Source organism: uncultured Aquimonas sp. (assembly GCF_937888285.1).
In the GTDB taxonomy this organism is placed as follows: domain Bacteria; phylum Pseudomonadota; class Gammaproteobacteria; order Xanthomonadales; family Xanthomonadaceae; genus Aquimonas.
On sequence record NZ_CALART010000110.1, the window covers coordinates 77,530 to 103,892 of the forward strand.

The 26,363-nt window shown below is 65.7% G+C and carries 32 protein-coding genes; 18 read left to right on the top strand and 14 right to left on the bottom strand.

Features of this window, described 5'->3' with window-relative positions; all coding sequences use genetic code 11:
* Positions 1-196: 196 nt before the first annotated feature.
* Entirely contained in the window at positions 197-2,089 is a 1,893-nt protein-coding gene (locus Q0654_RS20240; RefSeq protein WP_298856830.1) for an AAA family ATPase, read from the top strand.
* Positions 2,076-3,881 (top strand): ATP-dependent helicase, encoded by a 1,806-nt coding sequence (locus Q0654_RS20245; RefSeq protein ID WP_298856831.1) that lies wholly within the window; start codon positions 2,076-2,078, stop codon positions 3,879-3,881. The genes Q0654_RS20240 and Q0654_RS20245 overlap by 14 nt, the downstream gene beginning before the upstream one ends.
* A gap of 233 nt (positions 3,882-4,114) precedes the next feature.
* Here Q0654_RS20245 and Q0654_RS20250 read toward each other — a convergent pair whose 3' ends face one another.
* From Q0654_RS20250 to radC, 6 genes are all read right to left on the bottom strand, one after another.
* Positions 4,115-5,449 carry a Y-family DNA polymerase gene (locus Q0654_RS20250; RefSeq protein ID WP_298856832.1) on the bottom strand — a complete coding sequence of 445 codons (1,335 nt, stop codon included), beginning with the start codon at positions 5,447-5,449 and terminating at the stop codon, positions 4,115-4,117.
* A gap of 23 nt (positions 5,450-5,472) precedes the next feature.
* On the bottom strand, positions 5,473-5,928 hold the full coding sequence (gene umuD, locus Q0654_RS20255; protein WP_298856833.1) for a translesion error-prone DNA polymerase V autoproteolytic subunit: 456 nt from the start codon (positions 5,926-5,928) through the stop codon (positions 5,473-5,475).
* A 136-nt stretch (positions 5,929-6,064) separates the two neighbouring features.
* The gene (locus Q0654_RS20260) at positions 6,065-6,520 is read right to left on the bottom strand and encodes a hypothetical protein (RefSeq protein WP_298856834.1); all 456 of its coding nucleotides are present in this window, start codon (positions 6,518-6,520) and stop codon (positions 6,065-6,067) included.
* A gap of 47 nt (positions 6,521-6,567) precedes the next feature.
* The gene (locus Q0654_RS20265) at positions 6,568-6,825 is read right to left on the bottom strand and encodes a hypothetical protein (protein WP_298856835.1); all 258 of its coding nucleotides are present in this window, start codon (positions 6,823-6,825) and stop codon (positions 6,568-6,570) included.
* Between the two features lie 85 nt (positions 6,826-6,910).
* Positions 6,911-7,105, bottom strand: coding sequence for a hypothetical protein (locus tag Q0654_RS20270; RefSeq protein ID WP_298856836.1), 195 nt, complete (start codon positions 7,103-7,105; stop codon positions 6,911-6,913).
* Positions 7,102-7,674, bottom strand: coding sequence for a DNA repair protein RadC (gene radC, locus Q0654_RS20275; protein WP_298856837.1), 573 nt, complete (start codon positions 7,672-7,674; stop codon positions 7,102-7,104). Before radC ends, Q0654_RS20270 begins: the two co-directional genes overlap by 4 nt.
* Before the next feature lie 577 nt (positions 7,675-8,251).
* On the opposite strand from radC, the gene Q0654_RS20280 reads away from it, so the two are divergent.
* From Q0654_RS20280 to Q0654_RS20335, 12 genes are all read left to right on the top strand, one after another.
* Positions 8,252-10,039 (top strand): PRTRC system ParB family protein, encoded by a 1,788-nt coding sequence (locus Q0654_RS20280; RefSeq protein ID WP_298856838.1) that lies wholly within the window; start codon positions 8,252-8,254, stop codon positions 10,037-10,039.
* A gap of 74 nt (positions 10,040-10,113) precedes the next feature.
* The gene (locus tag Q0654_RS20285) at positions 10,114-10,611 is read left to right on the top strand and encodes a PRTRC system protein E (protein WP_298856839.1); all 498 of its coding nucleotides are present in this window, start codon (positions 10,114-10,116) and stop codon (positions 10,609-10,611) included.
* 10 nt (positions 10,612-10,621) lie between these two features.
* Complete coding sequence (locus Q0654_RS20290) at positions 10,622-10,828, top strand: PRTRC system protein C (RefSeq protein WP_298856840.1); 207 nt, start codon at positions 10,622-10,624, stop codon at positions 10,826-10,828.
* A 10-nt stretch (positions 10,829-10,838) separates the two neighbouring features.
* Positions 10,839-11,051 (top strand): hypothetical protein, encoded by a 213-nt coding sequence (locus Q0654_RS20295; RefSeq protein WP_298856841.1) that lies wholly within the window; start codon positions 10,839-10,841, stop codon positions 11,049-11,051.
* A gap of 14 nt (positions 11,052-11,065) precedes the next feature.
* Positions 11,066-12,118, top strand: coding sequence for a PRTRC system protein F (locus Q0654_RS20300; RefSeq protein ID WP_298856843.1), 1,053 nt, complete (start codon positions 11,066-11,068; stop codon positions 12,116-12,118).
* Entirely contained in the window at positions 12,115-12,873 is a 759-nt protein-coding gene (locus tag Q0654_RS20305; RefSeq protein WP_298856844.1) for a PRTRC system protein B, read from the top strand. The genes Q0654_RS20300 and Q0654_RS20305 overlap by 4 nt, the downstream gene beginning before the upstream one ends.
* Positions 12,863-13,501, top strand: a complete 639-nt coding sequence (locus tag Q0654_RS20310) for a PRTRC system protein A (RefSeq protein ID WP_298856845.1) — start codon at positions 12,863-12,865, stop codon at positions 13,499-13,501. Before Q0654_RS20305 ends, Q0654_RS20310 begins: the two co-directional genes overlap by 11 nt.
* Before the next feature lie 48 nt (positions 13,502-13,549).
* Positions 13,550-14,350, top strand: a complete 801-nt coding sequence (locus Q0654_RS20315) for a PRTRC system ThiF family protein (RefSeq protein WP_298856846.1) — start codon at positions 13,550-13,552, stop codon at positions 14,348-14,350.
* 147 nt (positions 14,351-14,497) lie between these two features.
* Entirely contained in the window at positions 14,498-15,946 is a 1,449-nt protein-coding gene (locus Q0654_RS20320) for a UvrD-helicase domain-containing protein (RefSeq protein ID WP_298856847.1), read from the top strand.
* A gap of 57 nt (positions 15,947-16,003) precedes the next feature.
* Positions 16,004-16,474, top strand: a complete 471-nt coding sequence (locus tag Q0654_RS20325; RefSeq protein ID WP_298856848.1) for a hypothetical protein — start codon at positions 16,004-16,006, stop codon at positions 16,472-16,474.
* A 114-nt stretch (positions 16,475-16,588) separates the two neighbouring features.
* Complete coding sequence (locus Q0654_RS20330) at positions 16,589-18,022, top strand: DUF6035 family protein (protein ID WP_298856849.1); 1,434 nt, start codon at positions 16,589-16,591, stop codon at positions 18,020-18,022.
* Positions 18,023-18,159: 137 nt separating this feature from the next.
* The gene (locus Q0654_RS20335) at positions 18,160-18,384 is read left to right on the top strand and encodes a hypothetical protein (RefSeq protein ID WP_298856850.1); all 225 of its coding nucleotides are present in this window, start codon (positions 18,160-18,162) and stop codon (positions 18,382-18,384) included.
* Positions 18,385-18,449: 65 nt separating this feature from the next.
* On the opposite strand, the gene Q0654_RS20340 is transcribed toward Q0654_RS20335, so the two are convergent.
* Together Q0654_RS20340 and Q0654_RS20345 are read right to left on the bottom strand one after the other, a co-directional pair.
* The gene (locus tag Q0654_RS20340; protein WP_298856851.1) at positions 18,450-19,145 is read right to left on the bottom strand and encodes a PIN domain-containing protein; all 696 of its coding nucleotides are present in this window, start codon (positions 19,143-19,145) and stop codon (positions 18,450-18,452) included.
* Positions 19,142-19,903, bottom strand: a complete 762-nt coding sequence (locus Q0654_RS20345; protein ID WP_298856852.1) for an excisionase family DNA-binding protein — start codon at positions 19,901-19,903, stop codon at positions 19,142-19,144. The genes Q0654_RS20340 and Q0654_RS20345 overlap by 4 nt, the downstream gene beginning before the upstream one ends.
* A 195-nt stretch (positions 19,904-20,098) precedes the next feature.
* Between Q0654_RS20345 and Q0654_RS20350 the strand changes: the two genes are divergently transcribed.
* Entirely contained in the window at positions 20,099-20,425 is a 327-nt protein-coding gene (locus Q0654_RS20350; RefSeq protein WP_298856853.1) for a hypothetical protein, read from the top strand.
* On the opposite strand, the gene Q0654_RS20355 is transcribed toward Q0654_RS20350, so the two are convergent.
* The 3 genes from Q0654_RS20355 to Q0654_RS20365 form a co-directional block, all read right to left on the bottom strand.
* Positions 20,402-20,908 (bottom strand): hypothetical protein, encoded by a 507-nt coding sequence (locus Q0654_RS20355; protein WP_298856854.1) that lies wholly within the window; start codon positions 20,906-20,908, stop codon positions 20,402-20,404. The two genes, Q0654_RS20350 and Q0654_RS20355, sit on opposite strands and share 24 nt — an antisense overlap.
* A 245-nt stretch (positions 20,909-21,153) precedes the next feature.
* Positions 21,154-21,375 carry a hypothetical protein gene (locus tag Q0654_RS20360; protein WP_298856855.1) on the bottom strand — a complete coding sequence of 74 codons (222 nt, stop codon included), beginning with the start codon at positions 21,373-21,375 and terminating at the stop codon, positions 21,154-21,156.
* Positions 21,376-21,382: 7 nt separating this feature from the next.
* Entirely contained in the window at positions 21,383-21,550 is a 168-nt protein-coding gene (locus Q0654_RS20365) for a hypothetical protein (RefSeq protein WP_298856857.1), read from the bottom strand.
* A 797-nt stretch (positions 21,551-22,347) separates the two neighbouring features.
* Here Q0654_RS20365 and Q0654_RS20370 point away from each other — a divergent pair.
* Positions 22,348-23,490 carry a phosphoadenosine phosphosulfate reductase family protein gene (locus Q0654_RS20370; RefSeq protein ID WP_298856859.1) on the top strand — a complete coding sequence of 381 codons (1,143 nt, stop codon included), beginning with the start codon at positions 22,348-22,350 and terminating at the stop codon, positions 23,488-23,490.
* A 66-nt stretch (positions 23,491-23,556) separates the two neighbouring features.
* Here Q0654_RS20370 and Q0654_RS20375 read toward each other — a convergent pair whose 3' ends face one another.
* Entirely contained in the window at positions 23,557-23,976 is a 420-nt protein-coding gene (locus tag Q0654_RS20375) for a hypothetical protein (RefSeq protein WP_298856860.1), read from the bottom strand.
* A 191-nt stretch (positions 23,977-24,167) separates the two neighbouring features.
* Between Q0654_RS20375 and Q0654_RS20380 the strand changes: the two genes are divergently transcribed.
* Complete coding sequence (locus Q0654_RS20380; RefSeq protein ID WP_298856861.1) at positions 24,168-24,908, top strand: hypothetical protein; 741 nt, start codon at positions 24,168-24,170, stop codon at positions 24,906-24,908.
* A 60-nt stretch (positions 24,909-24,968) separates the two neighbouring features.
* Here Q0654_RS20380 and Q0654_RS20385 read toward each other — a convergent pair whose 3' ends face one another.
* Positions 24,969-25,349 (bottom strand): H-NS histone family protein, encoded by a 381-nt coding sequence (locus tag Q0654_RS20385; protein WP_298856862.1) that lies wholly within the window; start codon positions 25,347-25,349, stop codon positions 24,969-24,971.
* Between the two features lie 275 nt (positions 25,350-25,624).
* Here Q0654_RS20385 and Q0654_RS20390 point away from each other — a divergent pair, with 275 nt between their 5' ends.
* Complete coding sequence (locus Q0654_RS20390) at positions 25,625-26,026, top strand: HU family DNA-binding protein (protein WP_298856863.1); 402 nt, start codon at positions 25,625-25,627, stop codon at positions 26,024-26,026.
* A gap of 88 nt (positions 26,027-26,114) precedes the next feature.
* Here Q0654_RS20390 and Q0654_RS20395 read toward each other — a convergent pair whose 3' ends face one another.
* Entirely contained in the window at positions 26,115-26,318 is a 204-nt protein-coding gene (locus tag Q0654_RS20395) for a hypothetical protein (protein WP_298856864.1), read from the bottom strand.
* Positions 26,319-26,363 lie beyond the last annotated feature (45 nt).

Below are 26,363 nucleotides of genomic sequence, written 5' to 3' on the forward strand. Positions count from 1 at the left end.
ATCATGCCGAGTCGGACTGCGCTTGGCGTCGACGACATACGACTCGCATCGGGCAGCTGTCCATAGCCCACCGGGCTGTCTCCTGGGGTCGTCCCAAGCGCGCAGCGGCAACGCTCGGCGACGCCTTGCACGTTCGATCGGCCCATCCGAGCCCTCGCAAAGGAGGGTAAGGTGCGAAACCCATGGGGAGGAAACAATGCAGGTCGCGCGTATTCATATCGAGAACTTCCGAGGCGTTAAGGACACAACCCTCGATTTCACCAAGCACGCGGTACTTCTTGGGGACAACAACACGGGCAAAACAACGGTGCTGGAGGCGCTCGATCTTGCCCTCGGACCCGACCGGTTGAACAGGACACCGCCGATCGACGAGCACGACTTTTACCACGGCAGATACGCCGCCAAATCTAAGAAGTCCGCCCAAGGCGATCACGGCGAAGGTGGACCGCAGGAGCCTGGCGCCGAGAACGGAGGAGCCGCCGCGTCGGAAGATGGCGCCGCTGTGGAGGCACCGGCCGAAGATCCGGCGCTACAGATCAGGGTCGACGTCACGATCATTGATCTCTCCGAGGAGCAGCGAAATCGATTCGGGGACTACATTGAATTCTGGGACAACAAGGAGAAGAAGCTCTATCAGGAGACATCCCCAGAAGGGGTTGATGCGGACACGATCTCCCCAGCGTTGCGCGTTACCTTTATCGGAGAGTACGACCCGGAAGAGGACGACTTCGTGGGCAAGACGTTCTACACGCTAACGCTTGTGGACGGCCACACGCCCCAAACCTTCTCGAAGAAGGACAAACAGGTCTGCGGATTTCTGTATCTGCGCTCCATCCGCACAGGCTCCCGGGCCCTGAGCCTCGAACGGGGAAGCCTGTTGGACATCATCCTGCGCCTCAAAGAGGTGCGCCCCCAGATGTGGGAGGACGCCATCGGGAAAATATCAGCGTTCTCAGTCGCGGAGGATCCGAGCCTGGGCATATCCGGAGTCCTTCAAAGCATCAACAACGCATTGAAGAAGTACGTGCCGAAGGAATGGGGCATCGAGCCGCATCTCAAGGTCTCGAACCTCACGCGGGACCATTTGCGAAAGGTGATCACGGCGTTCATCGCGACCGGCGATGGAACGCACGCCGCCCCGTTTTACCGGCAAGGTACCGGCACGATCAACATGCTGGTGCTCGCAATGCTGTCGCAGATCGCCGAGGACAAGCAGAACGTCATCTTCGCGATGGAGGAGCCCGAGACCGCCATTCCGCCATACGCGCAGAAGCGCATCATCCATGAGGTCCGCAAGCTGGCGTCGCAAACGCTGTTCACGTCGCACTCGCCCTACGTGCTCGAAGAGTTCTCACTCGACGAAACCGTCATCCTGTCCCGCGACACCACCGGAGCATTGAAGCAATCCCGGGTCTGGCTCCCGCAAAGCGTCAAGCTCAAGCGCTACCGGCAGGAGTTCAGGACCAGGTTCTGTGAAGGCTTGCTGGCCCGGCGTATTCTTGTTGCAGAGGGTGCGACCGAAGCTTCGACATTTCCGGTGGCCTGCCGGCGCCTGGCCGAGCTTGATCCGGCGAAGTACGCATCTCTGGAAGCGCTCGGTGTTTGTGTTGTCGATGCTGGCGGCGAGGGAAGCATCCCTGATATGGCAAAGCTGTACAAGGAAATCGGCAAACGGACGTTTGCCCTGTGCGACCTGCAAGACGCCGCTGCTCAGGCGCAAATCCAGGCCCAGGTCGAGCACATGTACATGCACAACGAGAAGGGAATCGAGAACCTCATCCTGAAGAACACGCCGCAGGCGGCGATGGAGAGGTTCTGCGACGTTCTCCAATGGCCCGCAGACCTGGCAGCGAAGTTTCCGAATCCAAAGGCGGATGTTGTCAACGCACTGATGGCGTACTTCGCGAAAACAAAGGGCGACTTCGGCATCGCGGAGTACGTCGCCCAATGCAGCGAGGCCGAGATTCCGCAATGGATCAGAGAGGCCTGCATCCACCTGAGAGGACTGTGCATGCCGCCGGCCGTGCCTGCGGCCGCGGTCGTGGCGCCTGGTGGCATCCCGGGCGGTGATGACGATGAAACTCTCTGAGAAGCAAAGGGAAGTCCTCGAAGCCGAGGTCCATCTCCTGGTGATCGGCGGCCCAGGGGCGGGCAAGACAACCATCTCCATCCTCAAGGCGGCCAAGGTCGCGACGTCCCTACGTCCCGGCCAAGAAGTCTTGTTCCTTAGCTTCGCGCGCGCCACCATTGGCCGCGTCATTGAGGCCATCGAGAGCGAACACGACATCCCGAAGGCCATCAAGTCGCGGATCAATGTCGAGACCTATCACTCGTTCTTTTGGCGAATCCTCCAGACCCACGGGTATCTGCTGGGTCTGCCGAGGCCGCTAACGATCCTGACTCCCGCCAACGAGGCGATCGCGCTATCGGCCATCCGAAGCGAATACAAGGCCGAAGCCAAGCTCAGTGAGGCGGAGAAGGCCGAAAGGAAGGGCAAGGAGCAAGCCGAACGACTTCTGCAGGCCAAGGTCGAGGGTCGCGTATGCTTCGACCTGTTTGCCCGCCATGTCGCCGAACTTCTCGAGCGAAGCAAGCGGCTTCGCCAGCTAATTGCCGATCGTTACCCCGCCGTCATTCTGGATGAGTTCCAGGATACGAACGCCGATCAATGGCGAGTCGTGCAACAGCTTGGCCGTGAGGGCACGTTGGTCGCTCTGGCGGATCCTGAACAGCGCATCTATGACTGGATCGGCGCAGACCCGGCCCGGCTCGACCAGTTCCGCGCGACGTTCAAGCCCAAGGAGATCGTGCTGCATGGCGAGAACCATCGCAGCGCTGGAACCGAGATTCTTCTGTTCGGAAATGAGGTCTTGACGGGCGAGTTTTCCAAGGAGAAGTACCTCGGCATCGAGCTCAAAACCTATCCCGCGAATGAGAACGAAGCCTGCACCGCGCTCGTCACCCATGCGTACGCTGCTCGCAAGAGGCTCGTCGACTCCAAGAAGAAGGATTGGTCGCTCGCCATCCTCGTTCCCACGAAGAAGATGACGCGAGCCGTCTCGGATGTGTTCAGGCAGCCACTCGCGAAGATGCCGCCGATTCGACACTCAGCCGCGGTCGATCTGGATGCAGCCATTCTGGGAGCCGAGATCGTCTCTTTCATGCTGCAGCCGCCGAGTCTGTTCTACGTCGATGGGGTGATCGACCTCCTGTGCAACTACTTCCACGGGAAGGGCGGCCACCTACCGGCGAAATCGGACCTGCAGCAGGCGGTAAGCATCCGCAAGGCCTTCGCCCTCTACGCGGAGAAGAAAGCTGCCGGTAAGCCGCTGCCCAAGAACAGCCTCATGGCTCCGCTCTTGCAGACATGCGAACAACTGAGAGCAATCTCCCTCACGGGCGATCCGGATCAAGACTGGCGAGCGGCCAGGAAGGCCCTGGAGAATGGTCCTTGCATCCGCTTGAAAGAGGTTGCCATCGAAGTCAAGAACATCCGTCTGCTGGAGCGTGGAACCCAATTGCGCCAAGAGCTTTCGCAGGACTGGCGGACCTTCGGGCGATACGAAAACGCCCTGCACATCACAAGGCAGGCATTTGTTCGCGAGCACTTCGCTACTCAGTCAAAGCCAGAAACTGGGGTCTGTGTGATGAACATGCACAAGGCCAAAGGAAAGCAGTTCGACGAGGTGATCATCTTTGAAGGCTGGCCCCGCTATGTGAAGAAGAAGATCGTGGCCAACCCAGACCGGATCGTGAGAGCAAATCTGAAGGAGAACATTGACAATCAGGCCAGACAGAATCTTCGAGTCAGCATCACACGAGGGAAGCAGAGAACGACGATCCTGACCCCGCTAGGGGATCCTTGTGTGATCTTCGTCTAGGTGATTCCATCCTTCGCGCCCCCGCAGAATTCGGAAGTCCGCTTTCAGCCTATGCTGTCGGACGAGCCATTTTGGCGAAGGACAGTTCGTGGCCGACCGACGACTTCTGACCCGGGAGCTTCGCCACCATGGAGCAGCCCCCTGAATTGCCTTCGGCGCGTTGCGATGTGTGCTGCAGTTCAGTGGCCGACCGGGGCTGTTAGCACCTGCGTCGAGTTCCTCCGCGATCGCGCTCAGCCTCGAACCATCGGCATCTCGTCCCACCGTGTCGTGAACCGCGGCGACCGGCGCTCCTGTCTGGTCGCCCAACTGCGTTCGTCGGTGTCGTGTGCGCTGGTCGAAGCGCTCCCGATGTGCACCGAACTCCGGCCGAATCGCCGGTTCAGTTCATCCATGGTGGCCATCAGCGCCGAGCGGTCTCGCTGCAACTGTTCCCCTGGCGCGCCGGCGACGGCGGAAAACAGGTCGAGTTCGCCCTGCCGTTGGCCTGCAGGTTGGAGGTCCACCAACATGACGCCCGCCTTGACGTAGTTGAAGCCAGGACGAAACAGGCGGTGCACGGCGGCGACGGCAGCGCCGACCAGGTGCCGGGAGTCCGAAGTGGGTCGAACCAATGGCACCGTCACGCTGGGGCTGTGCTGCCGATCGTTCTGGCGGAACGGGCTGGTCGTGAAGAACACGTTGACGGCCCCGGCCGCGCCATCCTGCAGACGCAGGCTCTCTGCCGCGCGTGACGCAAACTCGCTGACCGCCTCGACGATGCCGGCGACATCGGTGACCGCCTTTCCGAAGGAGCGCGAGACCAGGATCTGCTGCTTCGCCGCCGGCGCCTCGTCCATGCTCAGGCAGGAGGTGCCGCGGAGTTCGAGGACCGTCTTCTCCAGGACGACGCTGAACTGCTTGCGCAGGGTCGCGACGTCGCAGCGCACCAGGTCGAGCACCGTCCGCACGCCGCCTTCGACGAGCCGTGCTCCGATCTTCCGTCCGACGCCCCAGACGTTGCCGACTTCGGTGGCCGCGAAAGCCTTCAATCGATCCGCCTCGGACAAGGTGACCAGATTGCAGACCTGAGCGAGGTGTCCTGGGTAGGAGCCCGGCTTCCGATCAGCGGTCTTGGCGATGTGGTTGGCAAGCTTGGCGAGCGTCTTCGTCGGGCCGAAGCCCACGGATGTCGGCAGGCCCGTCTCCATCAGGACGGTGGCCCGGAGGTCGCGGCCAATACCGACCAGATCGCCGCGCACGCCGTCGAAATCGAGAAAGGACTCGTCGATGCTGTACACCTCCTGCCGCGGCGCGAAGCGCGCCACGACGGCCATCATCCGGCTCGACATGTCGCCGTACAGCTCGAAGTTGGCCGACACCGCGAGCAGGCCGGCCGAGCGCTCGAGGTGGCGGACCTGGAACCAGGGCTGGGCCATCTTGACGCCGAGGTCCTTGGCTTCGTTGCTGCGCGCGATGCAGGCCCCGTCGTTGGAGGACAGCACCACGACCGGGCGGCCGCACAGCCGCGGCTGGAAGACGCGCTCGCAGCTCACGTACATGTTGTTGGCGTCGACCAGGGCGAACATGGCGTCGGACCTCTCGCCGAAAGCTACCGCGGCATCAGCGACTTGATCACCGTGGTCACGACGCCCCAGACCTCCACCGGCGTCCCTTCGTCCGGGACGATGTCGGTGTGGGTGGCGGGGTTGTCGGTGAACGCGGCTTCCAGCCTCGTCGAGCCGGCCTGTTTCCACAACCGGCGGCAGACCAATTCGCCATCCACGACCGCCACGACGATGTGACCGTGCGACGGCTGGATCGCGCGATCCACCAGCAGCACGTCGGCTTCATCGATCCCGGAGCCTTGCATGGCGGCGCCCGCTGCCCGCATCACGAACGTGGCATCAGGGTGCCTTATCAGCGCGTCGTTCAGGTCGATGCGCTTGACGGTCGAATCCGCGCCCGGCGAGCCGAAGCCGGCAGCCGTGCTGCGGGTCTCGCGGGGTCGGGCGGAGGGGTCGCTGCCAACTGCGGCGCCTTCGGGAATGGCATCGAAGCTGTACATTCATCCAGTGTATACCGTCGCGCCGGCCATGCACCAGGGATCGGTGCAGACATTCCGCGCACCGACGCGCATGGAGTCCTATCCAGACCAGCAAAAGGGGGCACCCCGATGGGTGCCCCCGATTGCCTGGTCCGGCTCAATTCGTGACGGGCGATCGCAACACGTCGTGTCGGACATCAGCCGGCACGCGCTGGGGCATGCAGTCAGATTGCGCTCGATCCGCTGGCTCGACGGTCGCCGCAGTTGCGGAAACCGCCTGCAGTTCAACCTGCCGCCGCTGCAGGTCCGCGAGTTCCTGCTGCGCGACCGGGTCCCAGACATCAGGGACCGAAGACTCGACCTGGAACGCAAAGTTGCAGGCCGCCGCGTCATCGCCGCTGTACCGCACGGAGACCTCGCGGTAGGTGCCGAAGTCGTGCGGGTGGCTGCGAACCACGTACTTCACCGGCAGGCCTTCCGGGATCGGAAGGACCCGTTCGAGCATGCGGCGGAAAACCTCGCACTCGCGCATCGAGCGCGCGAGGTAGTTGTCGGTACCGACCTGAGCGCAGGGCTCGCCGGCCGGCACGGGGCCGAGTTCGATGTACTCCATGGAATGGCTCCTTGAATGTGGGTGGATGGGATGAATGAAGAGGACGGTCAGAGACGACCGGTGTCCCGCGCGAAGGCAACCGCGTGGGGCTGCCAGTCGGCGTCGGTGGCTCGTGGGACTCGCGGCACCGTGAGGTAGCCGCTGTCGATCGCGTCGGTGACGTCGTCGTCCCACAGGTCGAAGATCACGCGGCCGCGTGGCGTCTCGAGACGGACGTTCTGGCGGTCGCGCTCGAACCAGGTCACGCAGACGTACTGGTGATCAGCGGTCTTCGCGAACTGAAGGGCTTCAGGGTTTCGGGGCATGGGTTGCTCCTTGGGTGTTCGAGGCGGCGCGGGTGGGCCGCGATGCCTCAGCGACGAGACGGGGAGCGGTGGCGCTCCCCGCGGGTCAGTGCATCGCCAGGGCGGCGGTGGCTTCGTCGGCGGACAGGAAGACGTCGTTGGTGACGTCGTAGTACGCGTGCTCGCCGGTGGTCGGGTTCCACATGTAGAGCAGACGCCGCCCGGTGCGGGTCGTGAACGGTGTCTCCGTTCCACCGCACGCTGGAATCCACTCCGCCTGCGGAACGGCCTCGGTGGTCACAGCAGACCCCTTTCCGCAAAGCTCGTGCAGGTCGAGCCCGAGACCACCATGTGGTCGAGGACACGCACGTCGACGAGGCTCAAGGCGGACTTGAGGGTCTGGGTGAGGAACTCGTCCGCGCGCGAGGGTTCGCACTGCCCGCTGGGGTGCGGGTGGCCGAAGATCACGCCGCCCGCGTTGTGGTGCAGCGCGCGCTTGACCACCTCGCGTGGATAGACGCTGGTCTGCTGCAGGGTGCCGGCGAACAGTTCTTCGGTCGCGATGACACGCATCTGCGCGTCGAGGAACACGACGACGAAGGTCTCGCGCTCGGCGCCGGCGAAGTGGACCTTGAAATAGTTCTTCACCAGGGTCGGGCTGTCGAGCACGCAACGGCCGACGAGCGCCGTGTTGGCCGAACGAACCAGCAGTTCGTGCGCTGCTGCAAGCACATGCCGGATTCGGGTCGGGCGCTCGGCCGGGCCGATTGGCAGGCAGTCGAGCGTGATGCTGTCGGAGCACTGGAGCGGATGCACCTCCACCCGGGGCGGGTTCAGAAGGATGTCCTCCAGTTGCTCGCGGTCGAGCATGGAGAGGTTCATGGTGTTCTCCGGTTGAATGGGGAACACCGATGGCCCGGACGGGGACGGTGTCCCCGATGGGATGCGCAGGCGTGCTGCGCGCTGTGTGTGCGGGTCACGACCGCTAACGCCACCGCTGAGCGGCGGATACCTCCTCGCGATGAGGACGGGCCCGTGGGGCCGCAAGGTGAAATCAGTATGGCAGTGGGCCCATCACTCGGCAACGAGGTCGGCGGGTCGTCACGCGATCACTTGACCGGCCGATGCCGAAGGCTCCTGCAACGCTGGAGATTGCGCAGGTGCAGGGTGCATCTCACGCGCCGGGACCGGGTCCATGGAGCCGCCATCGCCATTGAACGGGCCGGTCAGTGTGGCGAGCTTGACGGGGTACCGGATCAGGTGTGACCTGTACTGCGACCCCCCGAAGTGGCTGGGCATCGAGGCGATCGACCCATGCAAGCGAACAGCGTCAACGTCAGTGGTCTTCAGGTCGCAAGTGGCCGACTTGCAGCGGGTTGACCAGGCTTGCTTGCGCGGGAACATGACCTTGCGCCGACCCATGGCGCACTCGCCACAAGGAGGCTGAATGCAACCGACACTGAAACTCAGTGCCATCGTCTCGGGGCCGAACCACCGGCAGTACTTCGATCCGCAGGCGATGAAGGAACTCGAAGCGGGGATCCGGGCGGCCGGCGGCGTGACGCAGCCGATCCTCGTCCGTCCGCACCCGGAGCGCGAAGGCGTGTTCGAGATCATGGCCGGCGAGCGCCGCTGGCGCGCGGCACGCACGGTCCATGGCGACGACTACGACATGCCTGTCGTCATCCGCGATGCGAGCGACGCGGAGGCACGGTCGCTCGGCATCATCGAGAACCACTTCCGCGACGACACCAGTGATGTCGAGCAGGCCGAGGGTGCTGCCTCGCTGCTGGCCTACAACAAGGGCGACAAGCACGAGACGGCACTGCAGCTCGGCTGGAACGTCGACACCCTTGAACGCCGCCTGCTGCTGCTGAACTGCGCGCCGACCGTGCGCAGCGCGCTCAACGAGCGGCGCATCAAGCTCGGCCACGCCGAACTCCTGGCGGGCCTGCCTGCCGGCCGGCAGGAGAAAGTGCTCGGTGGCGTCATCGAGCACAAGGTGCCGGTGGAAGTGCTCAAGAAGCAACTCGGCCAGTTCGCCAAGCGGCTTGCCGATGCCATCTTCGACACGGGGCAGTGCATCGCATGTCCCCACAACTCGGCGCAGCAAGCTTCGCTGTTCGACGAGTCCATCGGCGAAGGCTTCTGCCAGCATCCGAGCCACTACGACGAACTGACCATGGCGGCACTGGAGGCGCGCGCCGTGCCGCTGCGCGATCAGTTCCCGGTTGTGCGTTTCGTCCGGCTGGAGGACGGATTCGCCCCACTCACGGTCGGGCCGGATGGTCCGATGGGCGTGGGCGCCACGCAGTACACAGCGTGCAAGGGCTGCGAGAACTTCGGGTGCAGCCTGTCGGCGATGGCGGGCTCCTACGGCGATGTTTGCGAGTCGCTGTGCTTCGATGCCGCATGCCACGCGAAGAAGGTAAGCGCCCATCGCAGGACAGTGCGCGAGGCGGCGCGAACCAGCGCTGAGGGCAGCGGGCCGGCCGATGCCGGGTCGAAACCCTCGCCCAGAAAGGCAGCGACCCCCGCATCCGGCGCTACGGCCGCGCACCATGTTCCCGCGAGGGTCGTCACCTACAGGATCGAGCAGTGGCGCAAGTGGGCCGCGAACGCCCTGATGGCGCAGCCGCAACGCAATCAGCGTGTCCTGGCGGCGCTGGTGCTGGCGGGCGACATGCGCGCCGTGGTGCGGGACCGCTATGCCGAGGTCGCCGCCAAAGTGACCGGCGCTGCCACTTCGACGAAGGCGGCAAGCGGGCCGCTGCCGTTGCGCAAGGCAATCGAACAGGCGGACAGCTTCGATGACCAGCAGGCCGCGACGATGGTCCGTGCGGTGGCCGCAGCGGCGGCCTGCGGAATCGACAACGACGGGCTGGAAACGATCCTGAACTACCTCGAGGTCGACGAGGCCAGGTCCTTCGTGCTCGATGGCGGCTACCTGGACCTGCTGACCGTCAGCGAACTGGAGTCGCTGTCCGACGAGGTCGGACTGAGACAGGCCATGGGCGGCGCCTATGCGAAGGCCAGGGCCGGCAAGCGGGCCGACTTCATCAAGGCACTGCTGGCAGTTCCCGCCTTCGCCTACGCAGGCGCGGTGCCGAAGTCGATGCGCTACCCGAGGCGTGGCTTCGGCAGGACGGATCGGACAGGCAGCGGGACCGGGGCGGCACCAGCCCCTGCGGCCTCGCAGGTCGCTTGCGACGCAGCCGAGGCTGTGAGCGCATGACGGGTTGACGGCGAGGGGGCGAGCCCGAAGATGAATGTCGAGGGCTTGCCTCTCACAGCCAGGAGATTGATGCAATGTTCAAGGAACTCTTCGAACTGGTCCGGGCATCCGGGCCGCTGACGATGGCGGTGTCGGCCGACGCGCCGCGCGGCACCATGACCGTGGTGGTCATCCCGAAGCCGGCTGATGCCAAGGACGAGCCGGCGCTCGCGACCCCGCTGTCCCTGACCGCGACGCCCGAGGAATTCGATGCCGAGTTCACCACGGTGCTGGCGGGCTACCGGACGCAGCGCCTGAGCCTCGCCGAGCAGGTGGCGGCCACGAACGAGGTTCTCGCAGCGGCACGCGAGGCCTCGGTGCAGAAAGGCAGCAAGGCTGCGACGACCGCGATGGCCAGGACGCCCGTGAAACACGTCGCAGCCCCTGTGGCAGCGCCGAGCGCAGCGGCGGCAGGCGAAGACCCGGACGACGACGACAGCGACGCAGCGCAGGCGCCGGTGACTGGCGCCGGCGCGGTGACCGCCGCGACCAGTGAATCGGCCCGGGCCGGTGCGCCCGATCTGTTCGGTTGAGGAGGGCGACATGGCCATCGAAATCACCGAAGTCAAGCGGCGGTTCCGCTACAACGGCGTGACCCTGCCCGATGTCGCCGGGTTGAGCAACCAGCAGGTGCGTGACCTGTACAGCGCGCAGTACCCGGAACTGATGAGCGCGGACATCGAGGTCGGGGAGGTCGCCCGTGGCGTCCAGGACATCACCTTCCGGCGCGCGGTCGGCACCAAGGGCTGACGCCGGCCGGGTGGAGCGGTACGCCGCTCTGCTCGACCTGCAGTTGCATGGCGGCAGCGACTCGGCCACCGGTGCGCTTGAGGAGGCGCTCGGTCGCCGCAGACTGGTCGAAGCCGGACAGGCCATCGGCGAGTTCGCCTCGGCGGTGTGCGTGACAGGCGAACGACGCGTCGCACCTGTGGCGGTGCCGTTCCCGTCCGAAGGCCTGCCGCCCATGCCCTGACCCGACTGCTCACCATGCTCTCCCTGCCCAGGATCGATCCCGACATTCCGCTGCGCCTCGTGCCAGCGGCGGCGCGGAAACGCGGCGCACACCTGGCCCGGGTGCTGATCCAGGCCGGGCTGATCAACGCCCGCACGCTGCCGGCCCGGATGGACACCGACCACATCGCCACCTGCCGGGCAGCGCTGACGGCATGGCTCAACCAGCGCCTTTGCGGGCTGCGCTGCCTGCGTCCGATGTTCTCTCTCGGCCTCGACGAGGCGGCGGGGAGCGAGGGTGCTGGCGAGCACGATGGATACCGTATCCGTGGCCAGATCGCCTGGTATGGCGGCGGCGGGACCTGGTGCGTCGGCCCCGCGCTCGAATGCCTGGAGGCCTTCCATGCGCGGCTGGGGATGACGGTGCTGCACATCATCGAGGACCGTTCGTGGCGGACGCTGCCGCTCTTCACGCTTAGCACGGCGCTCGATGTGGCGCGGGACTTCTACTGGTACGGCGAGGAGGACGAGGAGACGGCACTCCAGGAATCCTGGGGCGAAGATGCGGATGCGCGCGAGGAAATGCGCGCCGGCATGGTGACCCGCGCGCTGTTCGATGCCACCTATCCAAAGTGGGCGCAGCCGGGCGCAAGCCAGCGTCGCCCCTTGCGTACGCGGCAGATCGCGGAGGCCGCCGAACAGGCGATCGGATCGGCCGGCCCGCGCATCCAGGGCGTCATCCAGGACGCGTATGCGCTGATGCGGCTGCGCCTACCCACGAGAGCGCCACAGGCGCAGGACCAGGAGGGCTACTTCATCGGATTCGCGGGCGTGCTGACCTGGCGCGACGACGACCCGGTCACCCCGCGCGTCGTCGACGACTTCGAGCAGATGGTCGGAGAGAGCGGCGAGTTCTTCGAGGAGAGCGGTACGTGCGAGGTCGACCTGTGCGGCCCTGAAGCGCTGTTGCGGTGGGTCAAGGACATGGAGCCCTGGTTCGCCGCCGTGCGGCTCATCGACAGCTTGATCTTCAGGCTCTCGGACGGAGACTGGTCCGACCACGGCAAGGTTGCGAAGGACTGGCCATGACGAAGGAACTCGAATTCCGTGTGATCGAGGAAGCGGTCGGCGGCGTGGCGCTGGACAGCGCGGTGCTGATCTACCGGGGTGCCAACAGCACCGCCTTTGCGACCGTGCACCCGATCCACCACGACGACGCGGGCGCAGCCACCATCCTGCCGGGCCGGCCGATGACCATGCTGGCCGTGGCGCGCCTCGCGAAGCGGCTGAGCAGCGCAAGGCGGCCGGGTAGCTTCGTACCGATGAGCCTGCTCTACCAGGACCTCACGACGATGGCGTGGTGGGTGCCACCGGCACGGCGGCACATCTGGTTCCGCTGCACCGGCGGCGAACTCGGCGCCCATGAGCGTGGGGAGTCGGTGCCGCACCCGGGGCTGGTATTTGCCGCCGCCTCGGACAGGACATGGCGCGTCTGGGCGGTCAAGGGCTGCGAGCGCCCCTCGGAGGCCACGCCGCTGTTCCAGGCGCCGTACTTCAACGTGTACGGAACGGGTGCGATCTGCCAGGGGAACGTGGATGTCCCGACAGGCGGGTTTGCTGGATCAGTGGCCGACCGGATCGAGGCATGGAACAAGGCCTTCTTCGACTCGTTCTTCACGCACCCCAACACCCAGGGGCCGCTGGTCAACTACAAGGGCGGGCCGTACCGGTTCTGGCGCGCCATGCTCGATGGTCGGCACGCGGTCTTCCCGGAGTCGGCGCTGGTGCCGCTCGGCACGTCGCTCGCGCAGGTGCTCGACCGCCGAGGGCCGGATGGTGGCTGAAATCGGGGCTGATCCGCGCGACATCGCGCTGCAGCAGGCCTGTCCCTGCGTGAGCATGCCGATGTTCGGTCCATTGCCGACTCTCGCCTGCGGGCAACGCATGGTGCTGGGGCGCAACGGGGTGTTCCTGCAGATGCGCACACCCTGGCTGGACTGCATCACGCAGGTCGGGCAACTGGCCGAGCGACTGCCGCTGCCCTACGGGCTGGTGCACGAGCGCATCGCGTTCGATTTCGGGGCCATCCCGATCCGGCTGCTCGAAGACTTCATCGAACTGGCCAGGGTGGCGCTGCCGGACGAGGTCGCAGGCGCGCTCATCTACGACGAGCGCCGCCGTTCGCTGTCGCTGCGCAGGCATGCGGGCCTCGATGTCGGGCGCGGCCACGTCCACTACCGGATCGACGACCTTCGGGAGGGCGAAGTGCTCGCGGTCGACCTCCACTCCCACGGCCTGCACGGGGCGTTCTGGTCGGCGGAGGACGACCGCGACGACAACGGCGTTCGGGTCTGCGGCGTGTTCGGCAACTTGGATCGCGCGAGGCCGACTGCGCGCTTCCGTCTCGTGCTCAACGGGCACTTCGTGAGCCTGCCCAACCCCTGGAATTCAGAAGGCAGTGAGCTGGCTTGAAGAAGGCGGCGCACCTTCGACACTGGTGGCAGCAAGACGAGGACACGCATGGAACACCGAATCAATTCCACACTGTTGCGCGGCCGCGTTCGAGTCCATCTCGTCGGTGTCGGCGGCAATGGTGCGCAGATGGCGCACTGCCTCGCGAGGCTCGACCTGGCGCTGCGCGCACTCGGGCATCCGGCCGGGCTGCACCTCACGGCCTACGACGCCGACAGGGTGAGCGAGGCCAACGTGGGCCGGCAGGTCTACAGCCCGTCCGACATCGGACAGCACAAGGCCGTGCTGACCATCCACCGGCTGAACCAGTTCTACGGGCTGGACTGGGAGGCGCTGCCGACGCGCTACGCAGGCCCGCGCGCAGGTCACCCGGCCCCCGACATCGTCGTCAGTTGCGTGGACTCGGCCCGATCCAGGCGCGATGTCCACCAGGGGCTCTTCGGACACTGGACGGGCACGCGCTACTGGCTGGACCTCGGCAACACCGAGGCCACCGGTCAGATCGTGCTCGGCGAACCCCGGTGCCGGGGAGCGAAGGACGAGTGGGCCCGGTTGCCCTGCGTGACCGAACTATTCCCTCAACTGCTCGATGAAGGGATCAAGGAAGACGACACGCCGTCCTGCTCGGTCCGGATGTCGCTGGCCTCGCAGGGCCTGTTCGTCAACGACATCGTGGTCCGGTGGGCCGGGCAGTTTCTCTACGAACTGTTCTCGACCGGCCTGCTGCGGCAGCACGGTGTGGTCGTGAACCTCGACGCCAAGCGCTGCGGCCCCATCGACGTCGACCCCGCCGTCTGGAAGCGATTCGGCGTCCGGCGCCGGCGACCGAGAGGACTGGCCGCGAACTGAGCCGCAGGCCTGCGCCGCCACCGCGTGCAGCGGAGTTTCCACCGGGATTCCTGCTGGCGCAGGGGCACCACAACCGGCACGATGGTCGGTGCCGCGCCGAAAGCGGCGGCGCCCGGCGCTTGCCGGCAGGGACGAACAGGAACAGGGATGCAACTGACTTCGGAACAGCAACGCATCGTCCGATCTGGCGCCGCACGGCTGGCGGTCCAGGCCGGCGCCGGGGCGGCCAAGACGACGACGCTGTGCGCCTACGCGCAGGCACGACCGCAGTCCCGGGTGCTGTACGTCGCCTTCAACAAGGCGATTCAGCTGGAAGCTGTGGCCAGGATGCCGGTGAACGTCACCGCCCGCACGACGCACTCGCTGGCGTGGCGCAAGGCACGGGAGCTCTTCGGGGACCGCGCCGGCGAGCGGGTCGGCAGCACCTACCCCTCTGTGGTGTCGCGCGCGTTCGGCTGCACCCCGCTGGCTGCCACGGCGGCCCTGCGGGCGATCCAGAAGTGGTGCGGGTCGCTGGAAGTGGAACTCGCGGCCGAGCACCTGCCTGCCGAAGTCGCATCGCGCCTGCCGGACCCGGCCGGCCTGGTGGCGTTGGCCCGGGCCGTCTGGAAACGGATGGTCGACGCGAACGAGCACGAAATCAATCTGCCCCACGACGGTTACCTGAAGCTGTACCAGATGGCGAGGCCCGTGCTGAGCGGCTTCGATCTGATCGCGGTGGACGAGGCGCAGGACCTGAACCCGTGCACTTTCGACATCGTGTGCCGGCAGAGCGTCCCTGTGGTGATGGTCGGCGATGCCGCCCAGGCCATCTATTCGTTCAGGGGTTCGACCAATGCGCTGACCCTCTTCGAGGCCGATGAGCGACTGCCGCTGACGCGGAGTTTCCGGTTCGGGCGCGGAATCGCGCAGCTGGCCAATGCGCTGCTGGGGCACTTCAGGCACGGTTTCGATCAACCGCTTGTGGGCGCCGGCGCGCCGCAGCGGACACGGTTCACGGTGGACACCGGCAAGGCCTTTGCCGTCATCGCGCGGACCAACGCGGTGGTCTTCGAGGAAGCCGTCGCCTTCCTAGATCTGAACCGGCGCTTCCACTTCGTCGGCGGCACGGAAGGCTACAAGCTGGAGAAGGCGCTGGACGCGTATCGGCTGTGGGTCGGCGAGCGCGGCCTGATGCGCGATCCGTACCTGCGGAGCTTCGGTTCCTTCGACGAACTGGTCGGGCTCGCCGAGGCTTCCGAAGAACCCGAACTCAGGCAACTGGTGCGTGTGGTCTGCGACTACGGCCACCAGATCCCGCACCTGATCGAGGACATCCGGTCGCGTCACACCGACGTGCCCAAGCACGCCTGGGCGGACTTCGACGGCATCTACTTCTGCACCGCCCACAAGGCGAAGGGGCTGGAGTTCGAGCAGGTCTGGCTCGCCGACGATTTCATGCGCTTCTTCGAGAACGGGTGCGAACTGCGGCCGGACCAGGTCGACCAGGAGGAAGTCAACATCCTGTACGTGGCGCTGACCCGGGCACGCGCGGCGATCCGGCTGAACGAGTCCTTCGACGATTGGGTGCGCCACAGGCGACTGCTGCCGGGCTGACGGGTTGATGCAGGGCCGCACGGCCGGAACATGGAGTCCTGTCGCGAAGCGCTCCCCATGTCGAAGCCCATCATCCGATACCTGCGGTTCCACTGCCCGACGCCGACCTCGATGCCGCAGGCGAACCGCGACGGGGCGCTGGCGGTGGCCGTAATCCGCGAGGACGCCCAGCTCGCACAGATGCTGCTGATCGACATGCGGCGATGGGATCGCAACGACGGCGCCAGCCTGAGGGATGCGCTGGGAGTCCTGGTGCCTGCGGCCCACCGTCGTCTCGTCGCCGGCTTCGGCATTCCGATGGCCGACACCTTGATCGTGGAGTGGGACGGCGGGGACGTGTTTTTCAGGCTGCGCGCCGACGGCGAAGCGACGCAGCGGAGCCTCGATGACGCCCCGGCCTGCTCAACGCGAGGAGGCGATCCGTGTGGAAGGTCTTCCTTCCTCGCCTGGGCGGGACCGATGGGTGCGGCGATGCTCGAGAAGGTCGAAGCCGTGGTGGGCGGTGTGTGGGCGGGTGTCGAAGGGTGACCGATTCGTCCGGCATCATTCACTCCAAGGCCCGGCCCCGAGGGCGCCATGACCGCGAGCGATTCCACGGCGGGGCCGGCGGCCTGAGCTCGCCCGATAGGAGGGTCTTCTAACGTGAGCGAACGTCCATCGAACTTTCGGCGCCAACAGACAGTCAAGCTGGCAATAGATTGCGAGACCGGAGAACTCGTGGCGGCGGAGACTCTGCATTCCATGCCGGAGGCCGACTTCACCGCCGTGCGGCGGGCTGCCATGGCGGCTCGCGTCGATCGCCGGCGCGGCGGTAGTGCCATGCGGTTCCGATGCGCGCTCTGCGAACATCCGCTCTATCTGTCCAGGCATGTCGACGGGCTCCAGAACCGCTGGTTTGTGCATGACGGCAAGGCAGACCACTGCCCCTGGTACGAGGGCAACCACCTCGCCCCCGATCAGATCAAGGCGCTGATCTACCGTGGCCAGCAGGAGGGCCGTGCCCACCGCGAGTTGAAGGAGTTCATTGCCAATGCATTGGCGAAGGACCCGCAGGTGTCCAATATCAGCCAGGAGAAGACGACAGTTAGCCAAGTACTCAAGGGGGAGTGGCGTCGCCCGGACGTCAAGTGCGAGTACCGGGGCATGCCCCTGGTGTTCGAGATCCAACTGTCCTACACCTTCCTGTCGGACGTAATCGCCCGTGACGAGTTCTACCGTCGAGAGCGCATTTTCATCATCTGGGTGTTCGCCCGCTTCGATCCCAGGCGCGCGGCGGTCACCGACGAGGCCTTCTTCAACCGGCGCAACCTCTTCGTGATGGACGCGCGAGGGAGGAGCGACACGGACGAACTGGGCCAGCTGACGTTCAGCGGCTATCGACAAACACCGACGCTTTTCGGGGAGCACATCCGGGATGTCTGGCAGGCTGCTCCGGTCGGACTGCATCAGGTGACGTTTCCGCCCGGACACGGACGTCCGTACTTCTTCGACTACGAAGACGAGCGCAGGCGAATCGAGTCCGCGAAAATAGAGTCGTGGCGCCGAGTGCAGGAGGAGGCATGGGCGAGGGGCATCCAGGACTACCTGGCGGCTGCCATGGCTTACTACGACAGCGACCACGCCGCTGCGGAGGAGGGCGCGCTGCTGGCGATCGTCGAAGCCATGTACTACAACCCTGTGTGGCATCGCGGTTTCGAAACGCTTCGTGACAAGCACTTCTACGGCTACCACTGCGTACTGCCCGTGCTGCTTTCAATTCAGCATGCGCGCTCGGTGGGTTACAGCAAGCAGTTGTCGGCATACCAGGTCATCGAGGCAGGACTGCGCAGCAGTGGCAATCACATTCACAAGCACGCCTTCGCGATCCTGTACTTTTGGGCTTACAACGCCTACCAGCCCGCAGTCAATGAGAAGCAGCAGCGCTGGTTGCGCGACTACGCGCACGCGGTAAAAAACTCAGTCGATGGCGGCGAGACGACTTACCGTCGATTCGAGGGATACGACGAGGCCATCAGCCTGTTGTTCCCTGAACTTGCCGAGCCGCTCTCGACGCTGTTCGGAACAGGTCGCGAGTGATGCCACCGCGAGAGTGCCCCCGTCAGAGGGATGGGTCCCCCTGAAAGTGCGGGTGCCCGCCAACGGTGGGCGACAGGCGGTGCCGTACCGGAAACCATTGCAGCCATGCCGGAGACGTGCCGGTCACGGAGGCGCCCTTGAAGTCGAAGCAGATGGAAGTGATCAACATGCGGCTGGACTTCATGGCAATGGTCCTGACCGTCCTGGCGCGGTCCCTGCCGCCGCGGGAAGCCGCCCATGCCCTGCAGGTGATCGGAGAGCGGGTGCTGGAACAGTTGGGCCACGACCCAGCCCCTGAAAGCGCCGAGGAAGCGGTCGCCGCGGACCTCGCTCCGATCATCGCGGCCTTGCAGCAGCGCTGAAGCATGCGTGCCGGCAAAACCCAGTGCGTCCGAGCCGCGGCTGCGCGGGTCGTTGCAGCCTGGCTCTATTCGGGCCGCAGGCCCCATGCGGTAGCCAGTGCTTCGGCGAACTCGATGCAGTCTGCCTTCACCATGATGTTGAGCAAGTCCTCCCGCGTTGTCTTCGGTTTCCGGAATCGCTTGAGCATCCTGTCGATCGCGGCCGCCACGGCGGGTTCGGCATTGACCAGTTCCGCGAGAAGCCGCCCGGGGCGTGCCACCCGAACCTTGGTGCCCGCAAAGGCCGCTTGCGGCAGGTCGGTGACGTTGGAGGTCACCAGCACCACGGGCTCCCCGCCGTACACCGCCTTGCTGCGTTTGAGTGCGCCAGCAGCGACGTGTTCGTCCTTGGGATCGGTGCGCCCGACGAACTGCGGGACGAGACTCTCAGAGCCGAGGACGAGTGCCTGAGGAAAGTGGCTCCGCATGAGCTTGAGCATGCGATCCACGCGAACGGCGTCCAGCCCGAACCGGCCTTCAGGGTCGATGAGGTTGCGCCGGGTCTCGACCAGCACGCCCTCGGACCAGTTCGCCTGCAGGAGCCCGGCCTCGCTCAGCTCGAGGAATATCGAGCGCAGGTACTCGGGGATGAGGATGTTCGCATCGAGGAAGACAACGGGCCGAACTCCCGGCATCACCAGCGGCGTGGCTGCGGCGGCCGCGCTTGCCGCCGTCCTTGCCTTCGGTCTCTTGGCCGGTGCGGACTTCTTCGTGCCGGTCACGGCGCCTTGGCCACCCAGCGACGCGTCACTGTCTTCCTGGCTTCGTCGAGTTCGCGCTGCCGCAGATCTCCGTTGAACTCCTCGATCTCCTGAATGCCCTTGCGCATCTGCGTGTGCATCAGCTCACGCATGCGCAGCACCTCGGGCTCGGGAATCCGGCGATGGTTGGCGCCCGTGCGCATCACGCCCTTGAGCGTTCCCGCGTCGGCCAGACCGATGACGTAGGGCCGAGAGACGTTCAGGACCTTCGCGGCCTGCTCCGTCGTCAGGTACTTCGGACCAAGCTCGGGAAGTTCGGCGGTTGTCGCAGGGCGCACGCGCAGGATCACCGCGGTGTTGTCCATCGGATCGAGCGACGATTCGACCACGAACTTCCGGTCGATGTTCTCGCCCTTTGGTCGGAACCGAAGCGTCTTGACCTGCATCCAGCCTTGCTGGTGGAGTCCCTCGTTGAGCTTACGGCTGTACGACTGCAAGGTTGCCAGCTTCGCCGGGTCGATGCCTTCAGGAGGCGTGGTGCGGCCAGGTGCCGCAAGAGACTGCGGAGGTTTGGATTTGGCAGACGGTGACTTAAGCCGGCTTCGCGCAGCGGTCGACGGCGTCTTGAGTTGCGTGGCGGCCCGGGCACTGCTGAGCATGGCGAGCACTGTGCTTTCCAGCGTGCCGCCGGAGGCCGAAACGTCGAGCCCGAGAGCCAGCAGGTTCGGCTGCCTGGCCTTGCGCGGGGATGCCTTGACGGCTGTCTTGTCTGTTGCCATGGTGCCAGCGTAGCACCATCACCGCAAATTCGCAAATATCGAAAGCCGTGCGGGGCTTGGGAGGCGATCAGGCCTGCAGGTCCAAGTCACGCCGCAGGAACGGTGAAGCGCCCGATGGGTGTCGCGCCGTCCTGGCAAACAGACGGGGACTTGCGGGCGGAGAGAGCCGCAGCAGGGGCGAGGGGTGGCAGCTCAATGGCCGCGAGCCGCAGTGCGGTTTTCATGCAGGCTGGGCAGGATCGTCGGAAACTCTCGGCCGTGCTGCGGACCCAAGCAGACACGCACAGTGCAACGCAGAACTTCGACATGATCCGCCTCGGAAACCAGCTTCGCCTGACGGGCCGGGAGGTCGAGCGATTCACGCGGATCACCGGCATCGAGCCGGTGGGCGTGAAGTCGCTCGACGACCTGGACGATTACATCGGCCGGTGCAAGGACTACTACCAGGGCGCCTCTCACGAGGCGCGTTTCCTGCGCTGGCTCCTGGACGAGGAACGCTCACGCTGCCTTTGCGCCGCGTGATTCTTCGTGCTGCCCCGCGATCGGCGTCGCGCCGTCGGACGTCGCCGTGAACCTCTCGGCCGCTTTCGCGAACTCGGGGTCTCGGGTGAGGGTGCTGACGCGGGCCTTGGCGGGATCCCTGCGTGCAGGGGGAAGCATCTCCACTGCGACATCGCTGCCGGTCGACAGCAGCGAACGCAGCAGGCGGAAGGGGCCGACGACCACGATGGCCACGACCGATCGCGCGAAGGCACCGATGCGCTGGTTGCGCGCGTCGGCAACCCGGCGTTCCCGCAGGGTCGTTTTCGCGCGCAGGTACAGCGCCAGGTGGCTGCGCCGGGCTTCGGCGTCGGCATCAAGCTGCTTGACCACTTCTTCGGCTGTGGCGGCTTGACCGACGCTGGCGTACAGCTGGGCCCAGGCACGGTCTTCGTCGGCCGTGCGGCGGTTCGACCCGGGGTTGAACTGCGCGGGAGGCTGTGCATTCTCGGGAGCTTCGGACATGGTTCTCTCCTTGGGAGGATGCGGAGACGAACCACCCCCGGCAGGGGACGACAGGTCCCCATTGGGATAGCATGGAAACGTTGCAACGGCGGCTGCGGTTGCGACACTCCACGGACAGGCCTTCACGATGAATCGCTCCGGCACTTCTCTTCGCGTGATCGATGGCGGCAGGGCCACGCTCGAAAGGGAACTGATGTGGGCGGCGGCACTGGGCCGGCCCACACTGGAATCCCTCTCGAGGCGCCTCACGCGCTCTTCGAACGCCGGACTTGCCTGCGTGACGACAGGTTCTGACGGATCAGGACCTCCTCGTCGATCAGGCGGAGCATCCGACGGATGTCGGAGCGAACGCCTGGATCGGTGACCTTCTGCAGGACACCGGCAAGCGCATCCTTGCGCTGTTGAAGCTCGGCTTCGCTTCCTCCGTCGATGAAACGGAAGAAGCTTTTCCACTCTTCCTTGTCCATGACCCACTCACGCTGCCAATGGCAACGGGAGCAGCGGGACGGCCGTGTCTGCCGGGGTGCGGCTGGACGGCGCAAACAGGGCGGGAAGCTTGCGGGTCGGCACCGCGACGAGCGATGGCCGGCCGGAGCCGCCCAGCAGGCGGCAGACGACGTGGCGAGACGTGTAGGGTGACATGGTCGTTCTCCTTTGCGTGAGCAGGAGGCACACCACGTCCCCGGATGGAGAAACGATGTTCCCCATGCGGGTTGAAGGCGCCACCGAACGGCGGGCCCGTGGATCGGCGAGGAGACCCATGCCGAAGCGATGGGTCTCTCGCACATTCAGGACTTGCGTCCCAGGGATTCAGGCCAGCGGCTTGCGCCGTTGACCTGTGGTTCGCGCGATCCACAGTCCCTTTCCTCGCGGAAGGGGCGGTCGATGCGCTGTTGATGCCGGCCACCGTCTCGGCGACGGGACTGGGCGCCAGGTGTCGCAATCCATTGCCTGCGACTGCCGATGTGGCAGACAGCAAGTCACGGGCGCATCCCGGTGCGGGTCGCTCTCACGAGCGATGGATTCCTAGAAAAGTTCGGATCACGCTGGTCCGTGAGGACAGTGCAAGCCGGCCATCGACAACGAAATGTCGATGGCATTCGAAGTCCGCAGTTGCGGAACGATGCATCGCTTGCGCGACAAGGCCAGCGAGTGGCCGATTCGAGTGCGGGTCACGACCGCTAACGCCGGATGCGTGAGCACCCGGATCCTCAACGTGGACCGAAGACGGCCCATGGTGAAGGCTGTGCCAGCACGAGCGCCGACAGGAAGCTCCTGGAGTCTGCCACCGTGCCGCCGCGAGCGAAACCCCCGCCGCCCACTGTCGCATGCTCATGTGTCCTCACGGCGTGCAATGAGTGCGACGCGGGCGCCTGGCGCCGGCGGGTTGAAGGCGGAAGACCGGGCCATAGCCTGTCCGAAAGGACCAGCCATCGGCCATGCACACCGCCACCATCGAACTGCCGTCACGCTGGCAGCCCGACCTCTTCGCCGATCAGGTGGCGCTGGCCAGGTTCGATGTGGCGACCACGCCCGAGATCGAGTCCGCGCTCGACAGCCAGGCGCCGGTGTTCATCGGCGTCAGCGGCGGCAAGGATTCACAGGCGCTGGCCTACCGGCTGTGCGACCACCTCGACAACCGAGGTCATGCCGGTCCCCGCCTGCTGATCCACAGCGACCTGGGCCGGGTCGAGTGGCGCCAGTCGCTGCCGGTGTGCGAAAGACTGGCGGCGCGGCTCGGTGTCGAACTCGACGTCGTGCGCAGGCAGGCCGGCGACATGATGGACCGCTGGCTGTCGCGATGGGAAGGCAACGTGGCGCGGTACGCGAACCTGGAGTGCGTGAAACTGATCCTGCCCTGGAGCACACCCTCGACGCGGTTTTGCACGGCCGAGCTCAAGAGCGCGGTGATCGCCAGCGCGATGCGCAGGCGGTTTCCCACGGGCGAGGTGATCTCGGCGGTCGGCATCCGGCGCGAGGAGAGCAGCGTCAGGGCACGGATGCCGGTCTGGCGCCGCGACGAGCGCACGGTGCGCAAGTCCGGCATGGGCCACACCTGGAATCCGATCCTGGGCTGGTCGCGCGCGGACGTGATCGACTACGTGCGAAGCCGCGGAGACCGGCTGCACGAGGCCTACACGACTTACGGGTCCAGCAGGGTGTCGTGCGCGTTCTGCATCATGGGCTCGGAGCACGACCTGCGTGCATCGGCTGGCTGCGCCGACAACGTCGCGATCTATCGGGAGATGGTGGAACTGGAAGCCCGGTCCACGTTCTCGTTCCAGGGCTCACGCTGGCTGGGCGACGTGGCACCACATCTGCTTGATGCGCCGCTGCTGGCGCGGCTGCAGGTGGCCAAGGAGCGCGCCGCCGAGCGGCAGCGCGCCGAGGCGTGTCTTCCGGCGCACCTGCTGTTCACAAAGGGCTGGCCGACCGTGATGCCCTCGCCGGCGGAGGCTGGACTCATTGCCGACGTGCGCAGGCGCGTGGCCGATGCCGTCGGGCTGATGGTCATGCACACGGACGAGGCGGCCGTGCTGGCGCGGTACGCGCAACTGCTATCGAGCGCGCCATCCAGGTGACGTGCTCACGGGGCGAGGTGCCGGCGGGTCAGCACGCGAAGTGGCGACGGCCCAGACCGGTGTCTGTCACCAGTCCGGCTCGAGTGGGATGCGCAGGTCGAACTCCCAACCCTCGTAGGGCTGCAGCAGTTCGAGGAACTCATCCCAGCTGACGAGGCGACCATCGACGACGACGCCCTCGGAGTCGATGCGGCCGCGGATGCGCTCGAACGGCATCTCGATCGTCGCGCCGTCCTTGATCAGGAAGCGCTGCGCGAGTCCCTGTCGGACCTTCCCGCGCAGCCTGGCCAGCGCCATCGTGCCGCTTGCCTCTGCGAAGGCCTTGAAGACGTAGCCGCCGTGCTCGCTGGTCGTCACCTCGCGTGCCTCGGCCGCGTAGCCATGGTTCGGCAGGTGGCGCACCTCCAGCTCGAAATGGCGGCGTGCGCCGGCGCAGTCGACGAACGATTCGCTGCTCGGGAAATCCGCCTCGGGTGTGCTGTCCATTCATCTTCCTTTGAGGGCCGTCAGGGGTCCGCCGCGTACTCGACGACAGCGGCGGCGATACGCAGGAGTTTGCCTTCGGCGCCGCCAGCCGCAGCGACGGCGGTGCGCAATTCGACGAGGTTGAAAGTCCGCGGCCCCGGGAGATCCTGAAGTTGCGGACTGCTTGTCCGCTGACCGCAAGGGCTGACCCCATGATCGACGATGAAATCGACTTTGCTGGCGAGGTTCGCCGGCTGCTGCAGGCCGACGGCTATGCCGTGCATGGCGGCGATCGTGCCGATGATCCGGAACTCGTCGGCAGATTCTGGTTCACCTGGATGCAAACAGGCATGGCCGAGGCCGAAGTCGGCCCGACCCGCGAGACAGAGGCGGGTGCATGGACGACCGCCCTCGCGCACCGCCTCGACAACAGCCGGATCGAACTCCACCGGGTGGGCAACGAGCCACCGCCAGCGACGATGGAGCCGTTCGAGGCGGCACGGCTGCCGGAGGATGCTTTCGATGCAGCGATGATCGCCAGGAAGTTCGGTGTTCCGCACGACCTGGCTGCCGCGCAGGTCGAACAGTTGCGGCGACAGTCGGTCCATATGAACAACCGCTATCAGGTGAACGCCCAGACCCTGGAAGCGCCGTTCGGCGAATTCGTGGGTGACGTGATCTGGCTGTCGATCAAGCGACGCGACAAGGCGCCTGTCCACGACTGGCGCGACCTGCAGGTGATCAAGAACCTGATCGTCGGGCCGGAGCACGAGGGCTTCGAGATCTATCCGGCCGAGTCCCGGCTCGTCGACACCGCCAACCAGTACCACGTCTTCGTGTTTCTCGACCCCAAGGTCAGGTTGCCGGTCGGCTTCCGTACGCGCGAAGTCACAGGGGCAGAGCAGGCCGCTGCGGTTGGTGCACGGCAGCGGGACTTCCACTCAGCGGTCTGATCGCTCGCACCGAATTCGAGGCAGGGTCGAATCGCGGGGCCTGCTGCCCGCGACCAAACATCAGGCGTCAGGCTTGGCCAGCAGGTCTTCCGGTTTCCTGCCGGCCGCCAGCGCATCCTTGAACCAGTTCGGGCGCTTGCCGATGCCGCTCCAGGTCCCGCCCTTGCCATCGGCGAACTTGATGGTCCGGGCAGCCTTCTTGCCGGCAGGCTTAGCCTTGGGTTTCGGCGCCGCAGTTACAGCAGCGCCCTTCGGCGCTTTTGACTTCGCGCTGTCGAGGCCGAGGTCGGCGACTGTCAGGCCGTAGTGCACGATCGCCTCGCGGATGCGCGCGACGACTCCGGCAACTTCCTTGGCGCGAAGCGCTTCGGCCTGGGCCTGCAGCTTGGCAATCTGCGCGTTGAGCGCGGCAAGGGTCGGACCGGTCTTCTTCGTTGCCATGTAGGGGTTCATTCGCGGGTGGACGAGGCTGCGAGCATATTCCGGAACGCGACAGCTCAGACCTGCTCGCGGCACGTGCCGACGAGCCGGGCCCGCCCATTTGGCGTGTCATGCGGTGCACGGCGGCCGTGTGGCCGAACGTGCCCTGTTCTCGTTCTGCTGCAGCGTTTGCTGCAGACCCGACCGCGCCGAGAGATGGACCACCAGGCAGCGACCCATAGAATCCCGCCTCCGATCCGTACCCATCAACCCCTTCAACAGGCGTTCACGACTCAATGGCAACCGCAAAGAAGACCACCCCCGTTTCTGCGTCGAAGAAGACAGTGAAGGCCGCAGCGCCCGCGAAGGCACCCGCCGTGCTCAAGCCGATCAAGACGGCGTTCAACAAGACCGGGTTGATCGCACACGTGGCAGAACTGGCCGCCGTCGAGCCGAAGGCAGCGAAGGCGGTGCTTGCGGCCCTCGAGGCAACGATGCTCGCTTCGATCCACAAGAAGGGCCTGGGTGAGTTCACACTGCCGGGCCTGTTGAAGATCACGGCGCAGAACGTTCCTGCCAAGAAGAAGCGCCTCGGCAAGGATCCGTTCACCGGCGTGGAGCGCATGTTCGCGGCCAAGCCGGCGTCGACCAAGATCAAGACCCGTGCGCTGAAGAAGCTCAAGGACGCAGCGCTGTAATCAGTGCTGGGTGCGGCGCCAGATGCGTTGTGCCCGGATGCGAGAGTCTCCTGAGACGGGTGGCCTGCGGCCAACCCCTGCCTGATCCTCAGGCTTCGTCGTTCCTCAGCCAGCAGAAGGCGATGACGAAGATGACGATGGCAAAGGCGAGCACGGCGACCGGCCAGGGCGCACGCCGAGGTGTGGCCGGCACCTCCTCGTCGATCGGCATGACCAGGATCGCAATGCACAGAGCCACCATGGCCAGCGTCAGCGCGGCTGCCAAGGTCGGCGCCCTGGCCAGCACGTCCACGAAGTCACAAGGGACACCCGCAGCCGGATGTCGTCCGGGCTCGTG